Consider the following 23721-nt stretch of genomic DNA (forward strand, 5'->3'; position numbering starts at 1 on the left):
CCAAAACATTAAATAATTATATTATTTTCCGAGTGTTGCAACCATAACAGCTTTTATAGTGTGCATTCTGTTTTCAGCTTCATCAAATACTACTGAATGTTTGCCTTCAAATACTTCATCTGAAACTTCTAATTCTTTTAATCCGAATTTTTCATAAACTTCTCTTCCAACCTTAGTATTTAAATCATGAAATGCTGGAAGACAATGTTCAAATATTACCTTATCATTTCCTGTTAACTTAACCATTTCCATGTTTACTTGGTATGGTTTTAATAGGTTTATTCTTTTTTCCCATACTTCTGCTGCTTCTCCCATTGATACCCAAACATCTGTATAAAGAACATCCGCATTCTTTACTCCTTCTGCTACATTATCAGTAAGAGTTATTTTTGCTCCAGTTTCTTTTGCTACTTCTCTGCATTTCTTAACTAGATCATCTTCTGGAAATAATTCCTTTGGTGCTACTATTCTGAAGTCCATTCCCATTTTTGCTGCACCTATCATTAAAGCATTTGCCATGTTATTTCTTCCGTCTCCTGCATATGCAAATACTATTTTATTTAATGGCTTGTCTATGTGTTCTTCTATTGTTAAGAAATCAGCCAATATTTGTGTTGGATGATCCTGTGTTGTTAAACCATTCCATACTGGTACTCCAGCATATTTTGCTAATGTTTCTACTACTGATTGGTCAAATCCTCTATATTCAATACCATCATACATTCTTCCAAGTACTCTTGCTGTATCAGCTATAGATTCTTTTTTACCCATTTGGCTTCCTGTTGGTCCTAAATATGTAACATGTGCTCCTTGATCAAGTGCTCCTACTTCAAATGAACATCTTGTTCTTGTAGAATCTTTTTCAAATAATAAAACTATATTTTTTCCTTTTAGTGTTTGTTCTTCTGTTCCTGTATATTTAGCTCTTTTTAAATCTTTTGCTAAGTTGATCATATGTTGAATTTCCTTTGGTGTGAAATCCATCAATGTTAAAAAATTTCTGTTTCTTAAATTAAATGCCATCTGTTCATTTCTCCTTTACATTGTACCTTTATATTATTAACCACCTGGGTGGTTAATACCGATATCTTGATTATATACACTTAAATATTCTTTGTCAATTACTTATTTTAGAACATAATTTATATAATCAGAATAAATATTCAACTTATTGATATAATTATAAATTGAAATAATATTAGAGTTTTTAAAATTACTATCATTGATGATTTGAATAGAAGCATTAACTTTTTATAAATATTCAAAAATATTTTTATGTAATTTAAATATATAGGCATAAACTTTGACTATACATAGATAAATAAAAATAAGTTTATTAATAGCAACATAAATCTTTATACTATTATGTAACACTCCAATTAATTTAAATGAATTGTTAAGTAAAACTTAAGATAGTTAAGTATTTGACAAAAGATGGGTATATGGATATAATCAAAATAGTTTATAAACCACCTGAGTGGTTTATAAACTATTTTGTTATATTTTTTAAGGGAGGTATTGTAATTATGTTAAAAATATTGTCTACATTCATGTTAATATCAATTATAATCAACTTAATACTAGTATATAAAATTTATAAATTTTCAAGAAAAAAGGAATTAGAAAATTTAAATATTGTTAAAATAAAAGATTTAGATACAAATAAAATTGATGATTGTATTACGCTGTTTCTTAAATTTATAAATGATATAATAAAGTATAGTGAATATCTATTATTAAGTGTAAAAGATATAAGTAAACAAAGTACTGCATTAACAGATAACTCTGAGTTACACATTACTAACTTAGAAAAAACTAAAACTCAACTTGAGGACATGCATAATAAATTAAGTAACAATTTAAAAATATCTGAAGAAATTAAAGACACATTTGGAATAGTAAATAGTAGTGTAATAGAAAGGCAACAACAGATTATACATAGTATAAATGAATATAAAGTTGTTCAGGAAAATATGAAATTATCTAAAAAATCAATAGATGATTTAGTTAGTTATACTATAGAAGTTAAAGGAACTATAAATAATATAAATACAATTTCTAAACAAATAAATATGCTAGCACTTAATGCATCTATTGAAGCCTCCAGGGCAGGAGAATATGGAAAAGGTTTTTCAGTTGTAGCAGATGAAATCAAAAAACTTTCTAATGAAACCAATGAAGCTACTAATGATATATTTAAAGTCCTAAATAATATTAACAAAAGTGCAATAACAACTCAAACCGATGTTACAAAAACAATAAACATATTAGATTCCCAATCTTCCATGTTACAGCAAACAGTAAATTCAATAGATGAAATAGTTCAAATAGTTATAAAGACATTATCTAATGTTGAAACATTAACAAATAAAAATGTTGAGTCAAATAATACATGTTCAAATGTAAATTCTACAGCATCTTTAGTTTTGAAATCCATTGGAAACGATATGAGTACAATTAAACAAATAGATGATTCTCTAAAAAATGAAAATAAATGTGTTGAGAAGTTAGTTAACAGTACCAGTGAGTTTAAATATTTAAGTAAAAATTTGTTTCATCTTTTAGAAGAGGATGAAAATACAATAATAGCGGTGACTGAAGAATATCCTCCATTTGTTATAGAGAGTAAAGATATTAATAATCAAGGTATAGATATTGATATAATAAGGGAAATTTGTAATAGAAATAATATTAATTTTAAGCTATTTTTTGCACCTTTTGACTTATCTCTTGAATTAGTAAAGGATGGATCAGCTCATATTATCTCAACTTTGTCTTATACTGAAGAACGAAGTAAATTTATAAACTTTACAAATCCATATAGAGATGAAAATAGATTTATACTTATTACAAATACTGATAATACAAAAGTATTTAATTGTTATGATGATATAAAAAAATGCAGAGTAGGCATTATTAGTATGTATACCTATCCATATAATTTCTTAAATGATAAAGATATTATTAAAGATAAAAACTATAAACTTGATACTTTATTTTATAAACTTTCAAAGCATCAAATTGATGCTATATTATTAAACGAATACATAGGAACGTATTATATAAACTTAAATAAAATCCAAGATAAAGTTAATGTTTCTAAGTATATTTTGGAAGCTCATGAAAACTTTGATGCAAGACTAGGATTATCTAAAAAGAAAAATACTGAAGAATTGACACAAATATTTAATGAAGGGTTAAAAAATTTATCAAAAGAAGGTATACTAAAAAAAATTGAAAGTAAATATATAGACTTTACTTATAGTGAGTAATACTTATAGCATAAGAATACGTTATTAAATTGATACTAAAAAGGAGCCTTCAATGCTCCTTTTTAGTTAAGTATTAAACTTTCCTATACTATCTTTTGCTTTAATTTAATTATTCTTTGTAATAACTTTCTTAAAAGTTTTTTCTTTAATTAAGAAGTCTGTATAAAATCCAATATACTTTTATTTATATTGGATTTTACACAGACTATTTTATATTCTGTCTTTAAATATAAATAAATTGATTTTTTTATCGTAAATTAATCTTATCCTATCGGTAAGTCTTGCCTTATTTTTTCTAAATTAAATCCAAATTCATTATCTAATAAATCTCTATATTTTGAATATATTTCTGATATATATATATCATGAGTTATAAAACATTCAGTGGAAAGCATAAATGATTTGTTTTGTGTCCATACAGCACTGCTATCTTCCTCTTTAAATATTGCAAATAAACTTTCAGAGTAATCTGTTACTAAACATAACCATCTTCCATTTTTATCAGCATCTTCTTCCATACCATACATTTCATGGTAATACACTTTTCCTATTTCATTTTCTATATTTCCATATGCAACACAAACTATATTTACTCCTCTATCTTTCGCTTCTAGCAAATCATTATAGAACAATTTGTAATTATTTGCCCAAATATCTAAGTAAATACTTTTTTTAGCATTTCTAATCATATGCCTTATTCTATCATTACACTGGGTTTCTCCTTGAAGATGCCACATATAATCAACATATTTGTTGTTATTTATATTATTCATATTTTCCTTTAAATATTTTATAGTATGTTCTGTTTCCTTTTTATATCTATTCAAAAATTCTTCTAATGGAACTGGAACATATTTGACTGGATCAGATCCACTCAGTATCAACATACCCTTACTAGCAAGTTTATTGACTGTATCATATATTTTAGATTGTGGAACCCCAGATCTTTTTCCTATTTCGTAAGCAGTAATTTCAGGAGTTTCTAACAACGTTACATAAACCTTAGCTTCATATTTATTCAATCCCAACTTAGTAAATTCATCAATTACATTAGACTCTTTATCCTTCATAAATACTTGTCCTCCAAAATCTTATAGTATAAATATTTTTCAAAATATTTAATTGAAATTGCAATATATATACATTATTTCGTATATATATTATCACAAAAATAAAAACTGTGCAAAACTTAATCATAGATTATTAATCTATGTATTAAAAATTTGCACAGTTTATTTGTAAAAAAGTAAAATATGTACTACCTAACTTAATTTACCTGTTAACACCATGTATAAAGCAATAATACCTGCAACTAAAATTACTGCTGCTAATATTTTTTCATATGATAAGAATACATTCTCTCCTTTTTCCTTCTTAGCTTTAATGAAGAATGGTATTCCTACTGCATATACTATTATGATCATTATACTTTGAGTTCCCGCAGCATATACAAGCCAAGTGGCATAAACACTTGATATTACAGCTATTACAATATCTTTAGTTCTTCCATTTGAATTTTCATTATAAGTTTCACCTGAAGCTGATAATTTCCATCCATACAATCCACTAAATAAGTATGGAATTAATATAGCTGCACTTGCAATAGAGTATAACATTTGATATGTACCATTAGAGAATAAAGTAAGTATCAATGAAAATTGAACCACTATATTAGTAAGAGTTAGAGAATTCATTGGTGCAGCATTTTTATTTTGTTTAGAAAATATTTTTGGAAAAACGCCATCTTTAGCAGCTACATATGGAATTTCTGCTGCTAGAAGAGACCATCCTAATATAGCTCCAAGTAATGATATTACTAATCCTAGATTTATTATGGCTGCTCCCCATTTTCCTACAATAGCTTCAAGTACATATGCCATTGATGGAGTATCCAGCTTAGATAGTGATGCTTGATTCATTACACCTAATGATAATACTGAAATTAAAACATATATTACAAGAGTTCCAATCAATCCCATTACTGTAGCTTTTCCTACATCACTTCTATTTTTAGCTCTTCCTGAAAGAACAACAGCTCCTTCTATACCAATAAATACCCATGTAGTTACAAGCATTGTACTTTTTACTTGCTGCATAACACTACCTAAATTTGGGTTTGTCTTTCCCCAAAAATCTAATGCAAATATATTAACTTTAAAAGATATAATAATTACAATTAGGAATAAAAATATAGGTACTAATTTGCCTATGGTTGTTACTATATTTATAAGTGCTGCTCCTTGTATACCTTTTGATATTAATCCTTGAACACCCCATATAAGAATTGATGCACAAACTATGGAAAGTATATTATTTCCTTTTCCAAAAGCAGGTATAAAATATCCTAAAGCTCCAAATAACATTACCAAATAGGATACGTTTCCAATTAATGCGCTTAACCAATAACCCCATGCAGAGTTAAATCCCATGTACTCTCCAAATCCAGCTTTGGCATAGCTATAGACGCCTCCATTTAAGTCGGGTTTTCTATTAGCAAGGTTTTGGTATACAAATGCAAGGGCTATCATTCCAACTCCAGTAATAACCCAACCTATAATAATAGCTCCAGCACTAGCTCCCTTTGACATATCAGCTGGTAAACTGAAAGCTCCTCCACCAATCATTGAACCAATAACTAAAGCAATAAGCGAAAATAATCCTAGTTTGTTTTCCTTTTCCAAATTTAAACTCCCCTTTTTTATGTTTAAACTATGTTATCAGTGTCACCTGATAACATAGTTTAAAATTCATATTATTTTCCTAATGTTGCAACCATAACGGCTTTTATAGTGTGCATTCTGTTTTCAGCTTCATCAAATACTACTGAATGTTTGCCTTCAAATACTTCATCTGAAACTTCTAATTCTTTTAATCCGAATTTTTCATAAACTTCTCTTCCAACCTTAGTATTTAAATCATGAAATGCTGGAAGACAATGTTCAAATATTACCTTATCATTTCCTGTTAACTTAACCATTTCCATGTTTACTTGGTATGGTTTTAATAGGTTTATTCTTTTTTCCCATACTTCTGCTGCTTCTCCCATTGATACCCAAACATCTGTATAAAGAACATCCGCATTCTTTACTCCTTCTGCTACATTATCAGTAAGAGTTATTTTTGCTCCAGTTTCTTTTGCTACTTCTCTGCATTTCTTAACTAGATCATCTTCTGGGAATAATTCCTTTGGTGCTACTATTCTGAAGTCCATTCCCATTTTTGCTGCACCTATCATTAAAGCATTTGCCATGTTATTTCTTCCGTCTCCTGCATATGCAAATACTATTTTATTCAATGGCTTGTCTATGTGTTCTTCTATTGTTAAGAAATCAGCCAATATTTGTGTTGGATGATCCTGTGTTGTTAAACCATTCCATACTGGTACTCCAGCATATTTTGCTAATGTTTCTACTACTGATTGGTCAAATCCTCTATATTCAATACCATCATACATTCTTCCAAGTACTCTTGCTGTATCAGCTATAGATTCTTTTTTACCCATTTGGCTTCCTGTTGGTCCTAAATATGTAACATGTGCTCCTTGATCAAGTGCTCCTACTTCAAATGAACATCTTGTTCTTGTAGAATCTTTTTCAAATAATAAAACTATATTTTTTCCTTTTAGTGTTTGTTCTTCTGTTCCTGTATATTTAGCTCTTTTTAAATCTTTTGCTAAGTTGATCATATGTTGAATTTCCTTTGGTGTGAAATCCATCAATGTTAAAAAATTTCTGTTTCTTAAATTAAATGCCATTTGTCCATTTCTCCTTTATATTACATATTTATTAAAGGTTCTCTCTGTAAAGAGGCATACTCATACATCTTGGGCCTCCTCTTCCTCTTGATAATTCTGAGGAAGGAATAACGTGAAGTTTAATTCCATAGCTTTCTAAAATTTTATTTGTTACATGGTTTCTTGAATATACAACAACTTCGCCTGGAGCTATAGCTAAAGTATTCGAACCATCATTCCATTGCTCTCTTGCAGCATGAATTTTATCTCCACCACCGCATCTTATAAGTGTTACTTTTCTTCCTAAGTGTTTTTCTAATACAGCTTCTAATTCCATAGTCTGTTTTTCAACTTTTAAACCACTTGGTGATTTTTCATCTCTAGTTATTTCATATACTGTTAATGGTCCTTCTATTTCAGGATGTATAGTAAACTTGTCATAGTCAACCATTGTAAATACAGTATCTAAATGCATGAATGCTCTAGATGGTGGAATGTGGAAGGCTAATACTGTTTCAAAGTTTGTATTCATTTTAAATAATTTCTTACAAACTTTTTCTATTGAAGCTGAATCAGTTCTTTGTGAAATACCTATAGCTAAAACTTTTTCACTTAGAATTAATTCATCTCCACCTTCTAAAGATGTTGTTTCATTTCTATTAAACCATAGTGGAACATTTGCATCTTTAAATCTTGGATGATTTTCAAATATGTATTTTGCAAATATTGTTTCTCTATTTCTTGTTTGAGTTCTCATATGATTCAATGTAATACCATTAGCAATTGTTGCAAATGGATCTCTTGTAAAGTATAAGTTTGGCATTGGATCACATATGAAAGGATAAAAATCGTTTACTTGGTCATATAGTGAGTTTCTTATATATGAATCCAATTCTTCTTTTCTTATTCCTGCCATCATCTTGTCTACCATTTCTTTATTTGAAAAAGTATTTAAGTACTCTATTAACGCAGCTTTTAATCCTTCACTTTCAACTCCAGCTTCATCTATAAACTGGTTTATAAATTTAGCTTTAACTGCTTTATCTGCAATAGCTTCTGCTGCAAGTTCTTCAAGATAAAGAACTTCTACACCATTATCTCTTAAAGTTTTTGCAAAAGCATCATGTTCTTCCTGTGCTACCTTTAAATATGGGATATCATCAAACAATAATCTTTCAAGAAGTTCAGGAGTTAAATTTTCTACTTCTTGTCCTGGTCTGTGTAGCAAAACTGTTTTTAGTCTACCTATTTCTGATGTAACATTTAAAACGTTACTTTTCTTAGTTAAATCTTCTTCAGTTTTAACCCTTTCTATAGTTTCCAAAACTACCCCTCCTCATTTAATACAAAAATATAAATTTAACAATTAAAATTTAATGTTTAACTTTTAATAACCACCAAAGTGGTTACTAACTTTTCATGAGTTCATTATAAATAAAAAAAAAAACGTTGTCAATGCCTAATTTTGGAATGTTTTCTTAAAAAAAGAATAAATATTCAACATGTTATGTTATTATGCTAAACCTAAAAAACAGTATTGTGTAATTTTCACCATTAGATTAATCAATAGAATATATATTTTTATAAATATTCAAAAAAAAAAAGTTATTTTTGTCAAAAAAATAACTTTTTAGTCATCTAAATTACATAAAACTATAAAACTTATATTTTAATTATGTCTATATATTATAAAAAATATTTGTTACATAATCTTGTGATAAATACAAATAAAAAGACTAGCACTAATCTTATTTTTGCAAACATATTGATTCAATTATTTAGAATTAAATTCACAATTAATCATAAAATCATCTACTAAAATACCGATTTTGTTATAAAAAATAAATCTCCTCATTTATCCTATAAATGAGGAAATTTATTAAAATCTTTAAAAATAGCCATATCTAACTTACAAAAATGGTATATAAAGATAAAATCAAATTGTTTGTAAAGCAAGTTATATTAAAACTTAGCTAACCTTATTCTTTAATCTTAGTTTATCAGCCACCATTGCAATGAACTCTGAATTTGTTGGCTTACCTTTATCATTGTGTATAGTATAGCCAAATATTTTATTTATAGTTTCTACTTGTCCTCTAGCCCATGCAACCTCTATAGCATGCCTTATTGCTCTTTCTACTCTACTTGCAGTAGTATTATACTTTTTAGCTATAGAAGGATATAGCTCTTTTGTTACTGCAGATAAAAGCTCCATATTGTTTACTACCATAGTTATAGCCTCTCTTAAATACATATATCCTTTTATATGTGCTGGAACTCCTATTTCATGTATTATGTTTGTTATTTCCTGTTCAAGGTTAGTAGGCTCACTTTTAGTAAATTTAATTCCTGTAGTGTCAATTAATGAAATTGTTTTCTTAGGTTCATCTCCATTACTTATGGTATTATTAAACATTTGTCTTATCCTCTTAGTAAAAACATCCATATCAAATGGTTTTACTACATAATAGTCTGCACCTAATGTTATAGCTCTTTGAGTTATTTTATCCTGTCCTACTGCTGAAAGAACAATTATTCTTGGCATAGGATCTATATTCATACTACTTAGTCTTTCTAAAACTCCAAGGCCATCAAGATGTGGCATTATTATATCTAATACTACCAAGTCCGGATGCTTTTCCTCTATAAGTTTTAATGCTTCTAATCCATCTTTTGCTATGCCTGTTACTACAATATCTCTCTGATTTAAAAGATAATCATTGAGAATATTACAAAACTCTTTATTATCATCCGCAATAATCACACTTATTTTTGATTCTTCCATATTTCTTACTCCCCTTTATTATTTTAATTCCCATTTCTTAACAAATTAATTAATTCGACAAAACTAATTTAAATCCTCCCTAGAAATAAAAAATTCTATTTAAATTTAAAAGATAGCATAATTTATGCTATCTAATTTTATTTTATCACACTTTTTCCTATTATTTCAAATTTATTTGTATTTTATTTATTACTATTTTTATTTATTTTGATAAAATATTGGCATCTTTAAGCATCCATTCTATATATATGCCATAACCAGTATCTGGTTTATTTATAAGCACATGAGTTACCGCACCTATTATTTTGCCTTCCTGTATAATAGGACTTCCACTCATTCCTTGTACAATGCCTCCAGTCTTCTCTAAGAGGACAGGGTCTGTTATCTTTATTACCATGCTCTTAGGCCCTGGTGAATCCTGTGCTAGTAATTTTTCTATTCTTATATCATAAAATTTTGGTTTTTCTCCCTCTACAGTTGTTAAAATCTTAGCTGGTCCTTCCTTTATTTCATTTCTCAATGCAATTTTCATAGGTTTAATGTTTCTATTGATTAACTCACTATTACCTCTACCAAAAATACCACATTTCGTATTTTTGTATATTTTACCTAATATCTTTTCTTCATTTACAAATATGCCCTTCAATTCACCAGGATTTCCTTTTAGCCCTCTTTTTACTGATACAATTGAAGATGGTATTATTTCTCCTGAACTTATATTTAAAATAGTTCCAGTATCAATATCTGTTATAGGATGACCTAATGCTGCAAACATACCGGTTTTTTCATCATAAAAAGTTAATGTTCCTACTCCAGCAGTACAATCTCTTATCCATAAGCCTATTTTTAAATTGTTATCTTCTGGATTCTTAATAGGTTTAACTTTCTTTTCAATTTCTTCTCCTTTTCTATCTATTATTATTTTTAGTTCTTCTCCATCTGAGTCATTTATTTGTTTTTGAACATCTTCTGAACTTTTAACAAGACAATTGTTTATTTTGATAATATTGTCTCCTATTTGTATGCCAGCTAAAGCTGCTGGGCTGGTTATCTTTTCTTTTTCTGTCCTTATATCAGACAGAGCTACCACTAAAACTCCTTTTGTATTAAGTTTTACACCTACTGGTTGCCCTCCAGGATATAAAACTATGGAGTTACTTACAGACTTCAGTGACACCAATTTTACAGGCAATATTCCTAATAAGTTTACACTTACTTTTTTATCTTCCAGATCTATATTTTTTGTTTTATCTGCTTCCCTTAGTTTTATTAGATTGTCAGACTTTAAACTTTCACCTTCTCTTATAAATATAGTAGTAGGTATATTTTGTGCCTTATAGTAAGAAACTATCATTAACAACAGGATAGGAATTAAAATACAGCATAACATTTTTTTAATTTTTTTATCCATGCTTTTGCCTCCTGTCTTTAATTTATCTGCTTTTAAGTTTCCCTTTAGAGAAGCTTATTATGCTATTATATACTTTCATTTAAAGTCATCTTTTTATTTTTGCACTAAAATTTTCAGTAAAAATTTATAATTCACATGTATGGTATTGAAATATTAAACAAAATAAAAAAACTGCAAAAGTTTGCAGTTTTTTTATATAATTAACTTTTTCCTAGAATTAGCCATTTTTACAAGCTCTTTAGCATGTTCTAAAGTCAACTTTGTAACTTCAGAGCCTCCTATCATTCTAGCTATTTCATATTCTTTTTCCTGATAATCCATTTTTTTAATTGTAGTATAAGTTTTTTCATCTTTAACTTTTTTAGATACCCAATAATGTATATCTGACATACAGGCAATTTGTGGAAGATGAGTTACACAAAAGACCTGATGATTTTTAGATATAACATACATTTTTTCTGCCACACATTGAGCAATTCTTCCGCTTATTCCAGTATCTATTTCATCAAATATTACAGAAGGTATATGATCTTTATCCACAAACACAGTTTTTAATGCCAACATTATTCTGGAAAGTTCTCCACCTGATACTACCTTCTCTAGAGGCTTTAAAGGTTCTCCTGGATTCGTCGATATATAAAATTGAATTTTATCCATACCATTTAAATAAAACTTTGTTTGAAATTCTACATTTACTTTAAATGTACTTTTTTCAAGTCCCACAAAATCTAACTCACTTTTTATTCGTAATTGTAATTCCTCAGCTATTTTACATCTTTCTTTATGAAGTTTTTCTCCATAGACCTTTAATTCTTCCATTAAATTATTTCTTTTATTCTTTAAATTTTCTATTATCTCGCTGCTATTTATCATTTCATCATATTGAGATTTTATTTTATCTCTATACTTTAAAATATCATCTATACTATTACCATACTTTTTCTTAATTCCATTTATTTGATATATCCTACTATTTATATATTCTAGTTCTCCTTCGTCATAGAAAATATCATCTTTTATACTTCTTATCTGCTCTATACCACCCTCAATATTATAATAAGCATCTTTTAAAGTATCAATTATTTCCTTTATTTTAGGTAAGTTTTCCTGTACTAAAGAAAGCTCTTTTATAGCCATTCCTAAATTATCATAAATAGACATTGATTCTTCACTTCCAGTATAAAGACAAGCATATGAATTATTTAATGTGCTATTTATTTTTTCTGCATTTGAAAGTACTTTATACTTTTCTTCAAGCTCTATATCTTCATTTTCTTTTAATTTTAAGGAATTTATTTCATTTATTTGATATTTCAAAAAGTCTACAAGCTTATCTCTTTCTCCATCTTTGCCTGCAAGTTCATTGATTTTGCTCTCAATTTCACAAAGTTTATTATACTTTTCCCTATAATTTAATAAAAATTCCCTTAAGTTTTCTTCTCCATAAGAATCCACATAGTCAATATGATTTTCTGCAGATAATAAATTTTGGTTTTCATGTTGTCCATGAATATCCAACAAAGTACTACTTATTGACTTTAGAGTATTTATTAATACTGATTTACCATTAACCTTTGTAATACTTTTTCCTGATTGAAACGTTTCTCTGCTTATTATAACCAAGTTATTAATATCAACATCTATATCATTTTGTCTCAACATTTCTAATGTTTTACAATTTGTTAATGTAAAAATTGCTTCTACAAAAGTCTTATTTTCGCCAGTTCTTATTAAATCTTTATTAAACTTACTGCCCAGCACATAATTTATAGCATCTATAATTATAGATTTTCCCGCTCCAGTTTCACCTGAAAGTACATTAAATCCATCATCAAAAGATATGCTTAAATTTTCTATTAATGCAAAATTTTTTATATTTAATTGAAGAAGCATAACTTCTAAATGCCTCCCTACTTTAAGAAATCATTTTTTTCATTTTTTGTGCTATAATCTCTGCTTTTTCACTATCTCTAGCTAGTAAAAAGATTGTATTATCTCCTGCAATAGTACCCGCTACCCCATCAAAATTTAACGTATCAATAGCTTCAGCAGCAGCAGCAGCAGATCCTGTCATAGTTTTTACAATTACAAATTTATCTATATTTTCAACACTAACTACAGTTTGTGAAAATATATTTATAAGTTTGTTTGATAAAAAACTTTCTGTATGTACTATGGTTGCATATTTATAATTACCGTCATCAGCTAAAACTTTAATCAATTTTAATTCTTTTATATCTCTTGAAACAGTAGCTTGTGTAACATCCATTCCACTTTTTCTTAATTCTTCTGCTAATTCCTCCTGTGTTTCAATATTTTTTGAATTTATAATTTCTAGTATTTTAGCATGCCTCGTTATCTTCATAACTTTCACCTTCACATTCCTTTGGGTAAATGTATTTTTTGTACATTATATCTTATTGAGAAATCATTTTTTTCATATCTTGAATTATTGTTTTTGCTTTATCAGTATCCCTAGCTAATATTAAAATAGTATTATTTCCTGCAATAGTACCAGCTATGCCATAAAAGTTTAATGAGTCAATAGCCTCAGCTGCTGCATTAGCAGAACCACTTATCGTTTTTATTATAATGAAATTATCTACATTTTCAGCGCTAATTACAGTTTGTGAAAAAATGTTCATTAGTTTATCTGATAAAAAGTTTTCTGTATGCACTCTAGTAGCATATTTATAATTCCCATTATCACCTAAAACCTTAATTAACTTCAATTCTCTAATATCCCTTGAAACAGTAGCTTGTGTAACATTCATTCCACCTATCTTTAGTTCTTCTGCTAAACTTTCCTGTGTTTCAATATCCTTTGAATTTATGATTTCAAGTATTTTAGCATGTCTTGTCACTTTCATACTCTTCACCTTCATATCATTTTGATCTAAATGTAACTTTTTTTCTCAGTGTATCAAAATAATCATTACTATTTAGTTTAACTAATTTACACTTATTTTTTGCACTACAAACATTTATAGATTGAGCCTTATCAACTTCTATCCACTCTTGACCGTCTATAGACAAAAATATGTTTTCATCGTTTTTAGGAAAATTTATAGATATATTGCTTTTCCCATCTAAAACTATAGTTCTTGCTCCAACAGTTTGTGAATACATAGGAGTTAAAACAAAATTATCTAAGGTTGGATAAATAATAGGTCCTCCTGCTGATAACGAATATGCTGTAGAACCTGTAGGAGTACTTATTATTATTCCATCCGCTGCAAAAGTATTATAATATTTATCATCGATATAAATTTTATATTTTACTATTCTTGCCAAAACTCCTTTTGATAGCACTACATCATTCAATCCTATATGTTGCTTCATTATACCATCTTTTTCATAACTACACTGAAGCATTGTTCTTTCTTCAACAACATAATCTCCCTTTAAAAGGCTCTTAATGGCATCACTTATATTTGAACTTTCTACTTGAGCTAAAAAACCTAAATGCCCTATATTGATTCCAAAAATGGGCACATTATATTTAGCTATATGTCTTGCAGTATTTAATATAGTTCCATCTCCACCTAAAACTATAATCATATCTAATTCATAACTTTTTTCTTCATTTAACCCTATGCAATCTTCATATACACTGACATTAATATCCTTACATTCATTATAAATAGTTTTTAATATAAAATCTAACATTTTTCTTCTTTGGTCTTTTGTTGTATTTACATTAATACCTATATTTTTCATAATGCCTCCCCATTAAGATTAGCATGTGCTGAATTTACTACATTCATAATATCATTTTCACTATAAGTTTGAATATAGTCCTTTTCCTTAGTAAAATAAATTAAATATTCTATATTTCCCTCTGGTCCTTTTATTGGTGAATAATCTAATGCAATTATTTTTGTGTTTTGACCTTGAACAAATTCTGCAATTTCCTTAACAACCTCTTCATGAGTTGATTTTTCCCTTACTACTCCTTTTTTTCCAACTTTCTCTCTACCTGCTTCAAATTGTGGCTTTATTAAAGCCATTATTCTTCCATTTTCATTAAGTAAATTTAGAACTGCTGGAACTACTTTTTTTAAGGATATAAACGATACATCTATACTGGCAAAATCTGATGATTCTCCTACATCCTCTGGTTCTAAATACCTCACATTAGTTCTTTCCATACATACTACTCTTGGATCTGTTCTCAGCTTCCATGCAAACTGTCCATAGCCTACATCTACAGAAAAAACTTTTTTAGCTCCACTTTGAAGCATACAATCTGTAAAGCCTCCAGTAGAAGCACCTATATCCAAACAAGTTTTATCTTTTAAATCTATACTAAAATTCTTTACAGCTTTTTGAAGTTTTAATCCTCCTCTACTTACAAAAGGAAGTTTTTCTCCTCTAAACTCTATATTTGAAGATTCTTTTACTTTTTCTCCACACTTATCAACTCTTTGATTGTCTACAAATATTTCTCCAGCCATTATACTGGCTCTAGCTTTTTCTCTTGAAGAAAATAATCCTTTTTTTACTAATAATACATCAAGTCTTTCTTTTGTTTCTGACATAGTAAACTCCTTTACCCTTATACTATTTTCAATACACTTTTTACAATTCCCTCAACGTCTAATCCATATAATTTATATAATAAATCTGGTTTTCCATGAGGTATAAATTCATCTTTAAATCCAAGATTCATAACCTTTACTTTTTTATCAAGAGTATTTATATATTCAAGCACATATGATCCAAGGCCTCCTCTTATAACATTATCTTCTATAGTTACAATATTCATGCCTTCTTCTACCAATGCCTTAATTAACTCCTTATCTATAGGTTTTATAAAACAAGCATTTACAACAGTTACATTAATGCCCAAATCTTTTAACTTCTGTTTTGCTAAAATAGAATGCTGAACCATTTTTCCTTGGGCAATTAATGCTATATTTCCTTCTCTATTAACTACTTCCCATTTTCCTAATGTAAAATCATTAAGAGGTTCCATTAAAACTTTTTCATTATCCCCACCCCTTGGATATCTTATTGCTATAGGGTAATTTTGTTCCACAGACCATTTAAGCATATTTTTAAGTTCAAAAATACACTTAGGTGACATTACTGTTATATTAGGTATATGTGTCAAAAATGATAAATCAAATACCCCTTGGTGTGTTTCACCATCCTGACCTACAATTCCAGCTCTATCAATAGCAAATATAACAGGTAACTTTTGTATACACACATCATGTAATATTTGGTCATATGCTCTTTGAAGAAATGTGGAGTAAACAGCAAAAACAGGTTTTAATCCAGTCTTGGCCATACCTGCTGCCATAGTTACTGCATGTTGTTCTGCAATACCTACATCAAAAAATCTACTTGGAAAAACTTTCGAAAATTCACCAAGACCTGTTCCATCTCTCATAGCTGCAGTTATAGCTACTACATTGCTGTAATGCTTTCCAAGCCAAACCATTTCCTCTCCAAAAGCCTTTGAATAAGTAACACATGAATCAGCACATACTTCTCCACTATCACAATGAAAAGGTCCTATACTATGAAATTTACCAGAGTTCTTTTCTGCAAATTCATAACCCTTTCCTTTTTTCGTTATTACATGTATAATCACAGGCTCTTTAATATTTTTAGCTTTTGATAATACTTCTGTAAGCTCTTTTAAATTATGTCCATCAACAGGACCTAAATATTTAATTCCCATATCTTCAAAAAACATACCAGGAACTATCATTTGCTTTATTCCATTCTTTATTCTTTCTAGGTATTTAGCCATACCTCTACCTATATTAGGTATCTTTTTTAATGCACTTTCTACTTCTAATTTAAATTTATTATACTTAGGATCAATTCTTATTTTATTAAGATATTTTGATACTCCGCCTACATTTTTTCCTATAGACATTTGATTATCATTTAATATTATTATTAATTTAGTTTTCCTATATCCTGCATCATTTAATGCTTCTAATGCCATACCTCCTGTAAGAGCTCCATCACCTATTACAGCTACTACTTCATGTATTTCTCTTTTTAAATCTCTAGCTCTAGCCATTCCAAGTGCTGCTGATATAGATGTACTACTATGCCCTGTTTCAAAAAAATCATAAATACTTTCTGAGCTTTTAGGAAATCCACTTATACCTCCAAATTGTCTCAAAGTATTAAATTTTTCTTTTCTTCCTGTAAGTAATTTATGTACATAAGCTTGATGTCCTACGTCCCATATAAGTTTATCCTTATCTAAATCTAATATGCTGAACAAACTCAAAGTTAATTCTACAACACCTAAATTAGACGCAAGATGACCACCTGTTTTTGAAACATTTTCTATTAAAAATTCTCTTATTTCATGGGCTAATTGTTGTTGTTGTTTCAATGACATATGTTTTATTTCATGTATTCCTTTATAGTTTTCTAGTATATTTGACATTTCTATCTATCCTTTTTAAAAAAATATATTATTTTGCAAACTTTAAACAGTATCTCATTACTTCTGTTAATGGCTAAATTTTTTCCTATAGATTTTCCTCCTATAGTAAAAGCTCCTATAACCACTCCTATAAGTGTATTTATAACATATGTATTTAAGCCTGGGAAAAGTAAATGAACTTTACTTGCTATGTATACTCCTATGGAACCACTTACTATTCCACATACATCACCTACTACATCATTACATATACTAGATGTTTTATCCGCATTTTTTATAAGCTTTATAGCTATTTTAGCACCCTTTACTTTCTTAGATGCCATAGCATGAAATGGTATTTCATTAGCAGCAGTAACAGCTACTCCTATAATATCAGATATTATTCCTGTAAATATAATAAAAATTAATATAATAAAAGCTACTAAGATATTTACTTTTTTTAGTAGCACATCAGATAAAAGAGAAATACTTCCACAAATTATCATGGACCCACAAATAATTTTCAAAATCCATTTAGTATTACTCTTTTTACTATTAGATTTAGATTTACTTCCCAAAAATTTATTCCTCCAAAAGTTATATATAACTAAGTTTTAAAATTTAAAACTTCCATTCACTCTAAAATATGTAGTGTGGTAGTATACTAAGTAAACTTTGCGGCTTAGGTCTAGTAGGATTTCCCATAAAGTAATCTAAATGTCGCCATTTGGACGGTTTCCCTTTAATACTCTATCTACATTGTCGCCATAAATAGAACTAGATCGCCACTTAGTCCGCACTGTAATCCCTAATATACTTTTATACAAAACAGTCTAGGAGATTTCCTCAACAGTTAGGTACTTTTCTAGCCTCTTTTGCAGAATAGGTTTCTTTAAGCAATAGCCTGAAGTTTTTGGCCAAAACTTCAGATTTAAACTTACCTCCACCTAAATCCACTCAAGGCAGGCTACACTGCACATAGCTTTTACACCACATTACAGGTTTAATCCATTGACGTACACTAGGCATCTCGCCACATGTACAAGCAATGGTCTCCACGGTGGTAGGGTCAGTTGCGCATGCCGTTGCGGCCGCCCCATCCTCCTTACTCCCAGCACCAACCCATGACTGGGCGTCATAAGCCAGCACAAGGAACTTCATCGATATGCCCTTTGACGGATTTTTAGCCCCGTCCTCAAAAAGCACTTACCTGACTAGAATACTGCACCACCTTTTTATATTTCACAGTAAAACATTATATCATAGCTTTTTTATATATTCAAAGTATGTTTAAATCCAAATTCACCATAATGCTACAAATACAATATTATTTTTCCCTATTTAATAAAAATAGTGTTAAATCTTTCAATTTAGATGTATCCCCAGAAATATTATCCAGCACTTCTATACATTCTGCTGTAATTGAATTACACATTTCAATACATTTATTCAATCCATAGGTTGTAATAAAAGTCGTCTTATTATTATCCAAATCACTTTTAGCTTTTTTGCCTAAAACTTCTGTATCTCCAACTATGTCTAAAATATCATCCTTTATTTGAAAAGCAAGTCCAAGCTTTTGTCCATAATATTCTAAATTTTCTATATCTCTCTTTGGAGCTTCACCTAATATTGCTCCTGCTATTATAGATGATTTTATAATAGCTCCTGTTTTCTTACTGTGCATGTAATATAATTGATCAATTGGTATCTTAGTATTTTCACTTAATATATCAACAGTTTGACCTCCGACCATACCTTCAGCTCCTGCACTTTCAGCAATAACACTGCATGCTTTTATAAAATTGTGCTGCTCATTTGTACAACTTTTTAGCATTATACTCATACCTTCATTTAAAAGTCCATCTCCTGCAAGAACAGCCACTGCTTCTCCAAATACTTTATGATTTGTAGGTTTCCCTCTCCTTAAATCATCATTGTCCATACATGGCAAATCATCATGGATTAATGAGTAAGTATGAATCATTTCTACAGCTGAAGCTATAGGTAAAACTTTTTCAAAGTCATCCTTATAAAGCATATAAGTAAGTAATAAGAGTAAAGGTCTTATTCTCTTTCCTCCAGCTCCCAAACTATAATCCATAGCTTCATAAACTTTCTTATTATAACTTCCTTTGTCTTTAAAATAACTCCCCAGCCAATTTTCAATACTATTTCTTAAATGTTCTATTGATATCTCTTTCTCCATATCACATTCCCCATTCTTAATTGTTAATAAAATTTAACTTTCTACTTTAAAATCCTTTTCCCCTGATTCTGTGAAAAGCTTTATTTTTCCTTCTGCTTCACTTAAAATTTTATATAATTTGTTTGTAAGCTTTACACCCTCTTCATATTTTTTCATACTTTCTTCTAAAGATAAACTTCCTGTATCCATTTCGTTAACTATTTCCTCTAACTTTTTTAGCATAGTTTCATAAGATTCATTTTTTCTGGGCACAAGATCACCTTCACTCTCAAATTTCCATAATTAATTTTTAATCTTTAGGTTAAACTCTTCACTTCCATCTTTTAAAGTAATTTTAACCTTATCTGATTTTTTTAGATTTTGTATGGTGTTTATAACACCTATTTTCTCATTTTCAATGACAGCATAACCTTTATTTAGTATATTCATTGGGTTATGTGCTGTAAGCAAAGAATTAGCCTTAATAAGTTTTTCTCTTTCCTTTTCTAACCTTGTTTTTATTTTTATATTCATTAGTTCTTTTAATCTATCAATACTATTATATTCATTTACTATATATGAATAAGGACTATTAACATCTAAATTTCTCTTAAGTAATTCTAAAGAATTCCTTTTTTCCTTTAATATAAAATCTATTAGATTATTTAAAGTATTTTTATAAGAAACAATCTTGCTTTGCAAACCTTCCAAATTAAATACTGCTAATTCAGCTGCAGCTGAAGGTGTAGGTGCTCTTCTATCACTGACAAAATCTACTATAGTATAGTCAGTTTCATGACCTACCCCTGTTATTACAGCTTTTTTTGAATTATATATTGAATATGCTAGTTTTTCATCATTAAAGCACCATAGTTCTTCTATAGAACCTCCACCTCTTGCCAGTATAATAACGTCTATATCATCAATGCTATTTAAATATTCTATAGCCTTTATTATACTTTCACTAGCATTTATTCCTTGAACTAAAGCAGGATATATTAAAAGTTCCACAGCATTGTTTCTTCTTTTTGCCACATTAATTATATCTCTTACAGCCGCACCTGTAGGCGAAGTTACTACTCCAATTTTTCTAGCATAAGGAGGTATCTCCTTCTTATGTGCCACTTCAAATAATCCCTGACTTTGAAGTTTACTCTTCAGCTTCTCAAAAGCCATATAAAGCTCTCCCACACCATCTAGTTCTATATCATTACAGTATATTTGATATGCTCCATCCTTCTCATAGACAGAAACTCTTCCTTTAACTACAACCTTCATTCCATTTTCAGGCATAAACTTCAAATTTTTTGCCGAACTTCTAAACATAACACAATTTATTTTACTGTATTCGTCCTTTATAGAAAAATATATATGTCCACTACTATGAAGTTTAAAATTAGATATTTCTCCTTTTACATTGGAATTTCCTAATATAAAATCGTTATCCACTAGCTTTTTTATATAACCATTTAACTCAGATACAGTTAAAGTTTTAATATACATTATTATTCACCTTTACAAATTAGACATTGAAAACTCAGTTCAATGTCTAAATCTTAATTATTTTTCCTTAATCATGCTGCCCAAGACTCCATTTATAAATGCTGCAGACTTATCACCTGAATATCTTTTAGCTAGTTCAATAGCTTCATTTATAGATACATTCTTAGGAATATTGTCTTCATATAAAAACTCATAAGTACATACCCTTAATATAGCTACATCTAGCTTAGATAATCTGTTAAGTTTCCAATTTATAAGATACTTTTCAATTTCACTATCTATAGCTTCCTTATTTTCTTGTACTCCTTTAAGAACTCTTATTACATATTCCATGTCTATATCTTTTAGATCAATATTTTCAGGGTCTATCTCATTTTTACCTTCAATACCTGTAATTTGCAACTCACTTTTGTCTAACTCTATATTTTCCTTCAGGTTTACTATAACATCCTTGAAATCTTCCTTATTTATAGTCATTTGAAACAATAGTTTCATAACTAGTTCTCTTGATTTTCTTCTGTTCATTTCTTCCTCCTAATTTTGCCAGATAATATTCTATTATTAATTATTCTCAGTTTAGATATAATTATACTTAAAGTATTTATGTAGTTCAAGTATACTAGCATAAATATTTACTAAAACATGGAAACACCCTCTGAATTCAGAGGGTGTAAATATTATTCTTCAATATCTTCTACAGAATCTTCTATCTTTGGTATCATAACATTTTGAACATGTATATTTACTGCTGAAACACAAAGCCCAGTCATGGATTCAACAGCTTTTTTTACATTATCCTGTACTTCTAATGCAACATCAGGTATTCTTATACCATATTCCACTACTACGTACAAATCAACAGCTGCACTACTTTCTCCAACACTTACTTTAACACCCTTTGACAGGTTTTTCTTTCCACTTAATATCTGAGTGATTCCACCTACAAGGCTAGCACTCATTCCTACTATTCCTTTTACTTCTGTAGTTGCTAATCCTGCAATTACACCAACTACTTCATCGGATATTTTAACAATACCTAAGTCGATTTCATTTTTAACATTATCTTCCATTGGCAATACCCCCTAGTTCTTGACGTAAATCAAAAATCTTATTTACATTATACCAAATAGATTTATCTTTTACAAACATAGAATTTTTATACTAAAAAAATAGAGAATTAAGAAATTTTCATCCTATATTCTCTATAATAAATTTTTATTTTATTTAGTTTCAATTTCCACTTCCTGTATTTTTGCTATTCCCATAACTACATTTTTCATATCTCTTGTATCCTTATCTGTTAGTTTGTCCTTTGCCTTCACTACTAATCTAGCTTTATTTCCTTCTATAGAACATAATACATCTTCATATCCTTTACTTTTAAGAGTAGTTTCTATTTTAGATTCATAGTTAGTATTCATAGCTAAATCCGTATATTTTTTAGACGCATCTTCCTTTTTGTCTTTACTTACATTTTTATCATCAATAAAAGTCTTTAATGTCTGTAATGTTTGAGCATTTTTATTATCTCTTGTTATTTTTGCTTCTTCAAAGAATTCAGACTTATTATCTTTACTACTATTATTATTTAGTGATACTGTACTTTTTCCACTGCTATTATCTCCCCCATTTACATATAAAGGATTATTAAGCTTTGTTGCAAGCACTCCAGCACACACAATAAGAGCTAGAAGAGCAACAATAATTACAGCTTGTTTTTTATTCATTATTAATTCCCCCCATCTACCTTTCTAAAAAATTATATGCTTTAAAAAATTTATATATACTATTTTTTCATAGGATAAACATTAACTTTATCTTCGGATATATTAAATAAGTTAACCACAGCTTTTGTTATTCTGAGTTCAGTAAGTTTGTTTTCAGATCCTTCTGCTACAACACAAACTCCTGAAACCTTCGGTTTGTATGTTTTAACTATAAGAGGTTTGGATTTACTTCCATCATTAGTTATAACTACTGTACTGCCATTATTTTTTTGAGTTGAATTTCTTACCCCACCTTCATTATCTTTTTCTTCTGTAGTATTTGTAGAATCACTTACATTAACTGCTGGAACTTGTTCCTCTCCACTTTCGAAACTAACCATAACATCTACTTTACCTACACCCTCAATTTTTTCTAAAGTACCTTTAAGCTTATCCTGAACTTCACTTTCATATTGCTCCTGATCTGTATTTTGTTCTTCTGTTTTTTGTTGTTCTTTAGCTGCCTTCGTATTATTTTTATCTTGTGCACTTATCTGTGTATTTGAAGTCTTAAAAAAACTAATACTTATAAGAATCAATATTCCTACTAAAAAAGCTATAAATAGATTGGCTCTGTTCTTTTTATCACTAAGATAATTATTTTTTTCTTCATCCCCTTGCTTCTGAAACAATTTCTTTAAATCCTTTAAACTCATAGTTTAC

General features: G+C 28.8%; 22 protein-coding genes. 1 reads left to right on the forward strand and 21 read right to left on the reverse strand.

The annotated features are described in order from the left end of the window. Nucleotides 1-21: 21 nt before the first annotated feature. On the reverse strand, nt 22-1023 hold the full coding sequence (gene argF, locus Q6H37_RS23830) for an ornithine carbamoyltransferase (protein ID WP_318737109.1): 1002 nt from the start codon (nt 1021-1023) through the stop codon (nt 22-24). A 503-nt stretch (nt 1024-1526) separates the two neighbouring features. Here argF (Q6H37_RS23830) and Q6H37_RS23835 point away from each other — a divergent pair. Then, on the forward strand, nt 1527-3272 hold the full coding sequence (locus tag Q6H37_RS23835; RefSeq protein WP_318737110.1) for a methyl-accepting chemotaxis protein: 1746 nt from the start codon (nt 1527-1529) through the stop codon (nt 3270-3272). A 263-nt stretch (nt 3273-3535) separates the two neighbouring features. Here Q6H37_RS23835 and Q6H37_RS23840 read toward each other — a convergent pair whose 3' ends face one another. From Q6H37_RS23840 to spoIIIAG, 20 genes are all read right to left on the reverse strand, one after another. Further along, complete coding sequence (locus tag Q6H37_RS23840; protein WP_318737111.1) at nt 3536-4342, reverse strand: TrmB family transcriptional regulator; 807 nt, start codon at nt 4340-4342, stop codon at nt 3536-3538. Between the two features lie 192 nt (nt 4343-4534). After that, on the reverse strand, nt 4535-5953 hold the full coding sequence (gene arcD, locus Q6H37_RS23845) for an arginine-ornithine antiporter (protein WP_318737113.1): 1419 nt from the start codon (nt 5951-5953) through the stop codon (nt 4535-4537). Nucleotides 5954-6024: 71 nt separating this feature from the next. Next, nucleotides 6025-7026: an ornithine carbamoyltransferase gene (gene argF / locus Q6H37_RS23850; protein ID WP_318737109.1), complete on the reverse strand. Its 1002-nt coding sequence runs from the start codon at nt 7024-7026 to the stop codon at nt 6025-6027. A gap of 31 nt (nt 7027-7057) precedes the next feature. After that, a complete protein-coding gene (gene arcA, locus Q6H37_RS23855; protein ID WP_318743144.1) occupies nt 7058-8320 on the reverse strand; it encodes an arginine deiminase in 1263 nt (420 codons plus the stop codon). A gap of 654 nt (nt 8321-8974) precedes the next feature. Further along, nucleotides 8975-9790: a sporulation transcription factor Spo0A gene (gene spo0A / locus Q6H37_RS23860; RefSeq protein WP_318737116.1), complete on the reverse strand. Its 816-nt coding sequence runs from the start codon at nt 9788-9790 to the stop codon at nt 8975-8977. Between the two features lie 202 nt (nt 9791-9992). Next, complete coding sequence (gene spoIVB / locus Q6H37_RS23865; RefSeq protein WP_318737117.1) at nt 9993-11201, reverse strand: SpoIVB peptidase; 1209 nt, start codon at nt 11199-11201, stop codon at nt 9993-9995. A 192-nt stretch (nt 11202-11393) separates the two neighbouring features. After that, complete coding sequence (gene recN, locus Q6H37_RS23870) at nt 11394-13094, reverse strand: DNA repair protein RecN (RefSeq protein WP_318737118.1); 1701 nt, start codon at nt 13092-13094, stop codon at nt 11394-11396. A 22-nt stretch (nt 13095-13116) separates the two neighbouring features. Beyond that, a complete protein-coding gene (locus Q6H37_RS23875; protein ID WP_318737120.1) occupies nt 13117-13566 on the reverse strand; it encodes an arginine repressor in 450 nt (149 codons plus the stop codon). A gap of 52 nt (nt 13567-13618) precedes the next feature. Further along, nucleotides 13619-14071, reverse strand: coding sequence for an arginine repressor (locus Q6H37_RS23880; RefSeq protein WP_318737122.1), 453 nt, complete (start codon nt 14069-14071; stop codon nt 13619-13621). Nucleotides 14072-14087: 16 nt separating this feature from the next. Then, complete coding sequence (locus Q6H37_RS23885) at nt 14088-14921, reverse strand: NAD(+)/NADH kinase (protein ID WP_318737123.1); 834 nt, start codon at nt 14919-14921, stop codon at nt 14088-14090. After that, entirely contained in the window at nt 14918-15763 is an 846-nt protein-coding gene (locus Q6H37_RS23890) for a TlyA family RNA methyltransferase (protein WP_412523949.1), read from the reverse strand. Before Q6H37_RS23890 ends, Q6H37_RS23885 begins: the two co-directional genes overlap by 4 nt. Continuing rightward, nucleotides 15760-17622, reverse strand: coding sequence for a 1-deoxy-D-xylulose-5-phosphate synthase (dxs, locus tag Q6H37_RS23895; protein WP_318737127.1), 1863 nt, complete (start codon nt 17620-17622; stop codon nt 15760-15762). The genes Q6H37_RS23890 and dxs overlap by 4 nt, the downstream gene beginning before the upstream one ends. 2 nt (nt 17623-17624) lie before the next feature. Then, on the reverse strand, nt 17625-18179 hold the full coding sequence (locus Q6H37_RS23900; protein ID WP_007064768.1) for a CNNM domain-containing protein: 555 nt from the start codon (nt 18177-18179) through the stop codon (nt 17625-17627). Between the two features lie 749 nt (nt 18180-18928). Continuing rightward, nucleotides 18929-19810: a farnesyl diphosphate synthase gene (locus Q6H37_RS23905; RefSeq protein ID WP_318737130.1), complete on the reverse strand. Its 882-nt coding sequence runs from the start codon at nt 19808-19810 to the stop codon at nt 18929-18931. A gap of 33 nt (nt 19811-19843) precedes the next feature. Next, entirely contained in the window at nt 19844-20062 is a 219-nt protein-coding gene (locus Q6H37_RS23910; protein ID WP_007060015.1) for an exodeoxyribonuclease VII small subunit, read from the reverse strand. Between the two features lie 30 nt (nt 20063-20092). Beyond that, nucleotides 20093-21292, reverse strand: a complete 1200-nt coding sequence (gene xseA, locus Q6H37_RS23915) for an exodeoxyribonuclease VII large subunit (RefSeq protein ID WP_318737134.1) — start codon at nt 21290-21292, stop codon at nt 20093-20095. A 57-nt stretch (nt 21293-21349) separates the two neighbouring features. Continuing rightward, nucleotides 21350-21817, reverse strand: a complete 468-nt coding sequence (nusB, locus tag Q6H37_RS23920) for a transcription antitermination factor NusB (RefSeq protein ID WP_318737136.1) — start codon at nt 21815-21817, stop codon at nt 21350-21352. A gap of 152 nt (nt 21818-21969) precedes the next feature. Next, nucleotides 21970-22362, reverse strand: a complete 393-nt coding sequence (locus Q6H37_RS23925) for an Asp23/Gls24 family envelope stress response protein (RefSeq protein ID WP_318737137.1) — start codon at nt 22360-22362, stop codon at nt 21970-21972. A gap of 150 nt (nt 22363-22512) precedes the next feature. After that, nucleotides 22513-23019, reverse strand: a complete 507-nt coding sequence (locus Q6H37_RS23930; protein WP_007064770.1) for a SpoIIIAH-like family protein — start codon at nt 23017-23019, stop codon at nt 22513-22515. Nucleotides 23020-23078: 59 nt separating this feature from the next. Further along, a complete protein-coding gene (spoIIIAG, locus tag Q6H37_RS23935) occupies nt 23079-23714 on the reverse strand; it encodes a stage III sporulation protein AG (RefSeq protein WP_318737139.1) in 636 nt (211 codons plus the stop codon). Nucleotides 23715-23721: the final 7 nt, after the last annotated feature.

It is taken from the genome of Clostridium sp. JS66 (genome assembly GCF_033561535.1).
Lineage (GTDB): Bacteria > Bacillota > Clostridia > Clostridiales > Clostridiaceae > Clostridium_AM > Clostridium_AM carboxidivorans.

Bases quoted from the DNA above. Each gene is read 5' to 3' on its own strand.
- argF (WP_318737109.1), bottom strand. From the start codon at position 1,023: ATGGCATTTAATTTAAGAAACAGAAATTTTTTAACATTGATGGATTTC.
- Q6H37_RS23835 (WP_318737110.1), top strand. From the start codon at position 1,527: ATGTTAAAAATATTGTCTACATTCATGTTAATATCAATTATAATCAAC.
- Q6H37_RS23840 (WP_318737111.1), bottom strand. From the start codon at position 4,342: ATGAAGGATAAAGAGTCTAATGTAATTGATGAATTTACTAAGTTGGGA.
- argF (WP_318737109.1), bottom strand. From the start codon at position 7,026: ATGGCATTTAATTTAAGAAACAGAAATTTTTTAACATTGATGGATTTC.
- spo0A (WP_318737116.1), bottom strand. From the start codon at position 9,790: ATGGAAGAATCAAAAATAAGTGTGATTATTGCGGATGATAATAAAGAG.
- spoIVB (WP_318737117.1), bottom strand. From the start codon at position 11,201: ATGGATAAAAAAATTAAAAAAATGTTATGCTGTATTTTAATTCCTATC.
- recN (WP_318737118.1), bottom strand. From the start codon at position 13,094: ATGCTTCTTCAATTAAATATAAAAAATTTTGCATTAATAGAAAATTTA.
- Q6H37_RS23875 (WP_318737120.1), bottom strand. From the start codon at position 13,566: ATGAAGATAACGAGGCATGCTAAAATACTAGAAATTATAAATTCAAAA.
- Q6H37_RS23880 (WP_318737122.1), bottom strand. From the start codon at position 14,071: ATGAAAGTGACAAGACATGCTAAAATACTTGAAATCATAAATTCAAAG.
- Q6H37_RS23885 (WP_318737123.1), bottom strand. From the start codon at position 14,921: ATGAAAAATATAGGTATTAATGTAAATACAACAAAAGACCAAAGAAGA.
- dxs (WP_318737127.1), bottom strand. From the start codon at position 17,622: ATGTCAAATATACTAGAAAACTATAAAGGAATACATGAAATAAAACAT.
- Q6H37_RS23905 (WP_318737130.1), bottom strand. From the start codon at position 19,810: ATGGAGAAAGAGATATCAATAGAACATTTAAGAAATAGTATTGAAAAT.
- xseA (WP_318737134.1), bottom strand. From the start codon at position 21,292: ATGTATATTAAAACTTTAACTGTATCTGAGTTAAATGGTTATATAAAA.
- nusB (WP_318737136.1), bottom strand. From the start codon at position 21,817: ATGAACAGAAGAAAATCAAGAGAACTAGTTATGAAACTATTGTTTCAA.
- Q6H37_RS23925 (WP_318737137.1), bottom strand. From the start codon at position 22,362: ATGGAAGATAATGTTAAAAATGAAATCGACTTAGGTATTGTTAAAATA.
- Q6H37_RS23930 (WP_007064770.1), bottom strand. From the start codon at position 23,019: ATGAATAAAAAACAAGCTGTAATTATTGTTGCTCTTCTAGCTCTTATT.
- spoIIIAG (WP_318737139.1), bottom strand. From the start codon at position 23,714: ATGAGTTTAAAGGATTTAAAGAAATTGTTTCAGAAGCAAGGGGATGAA.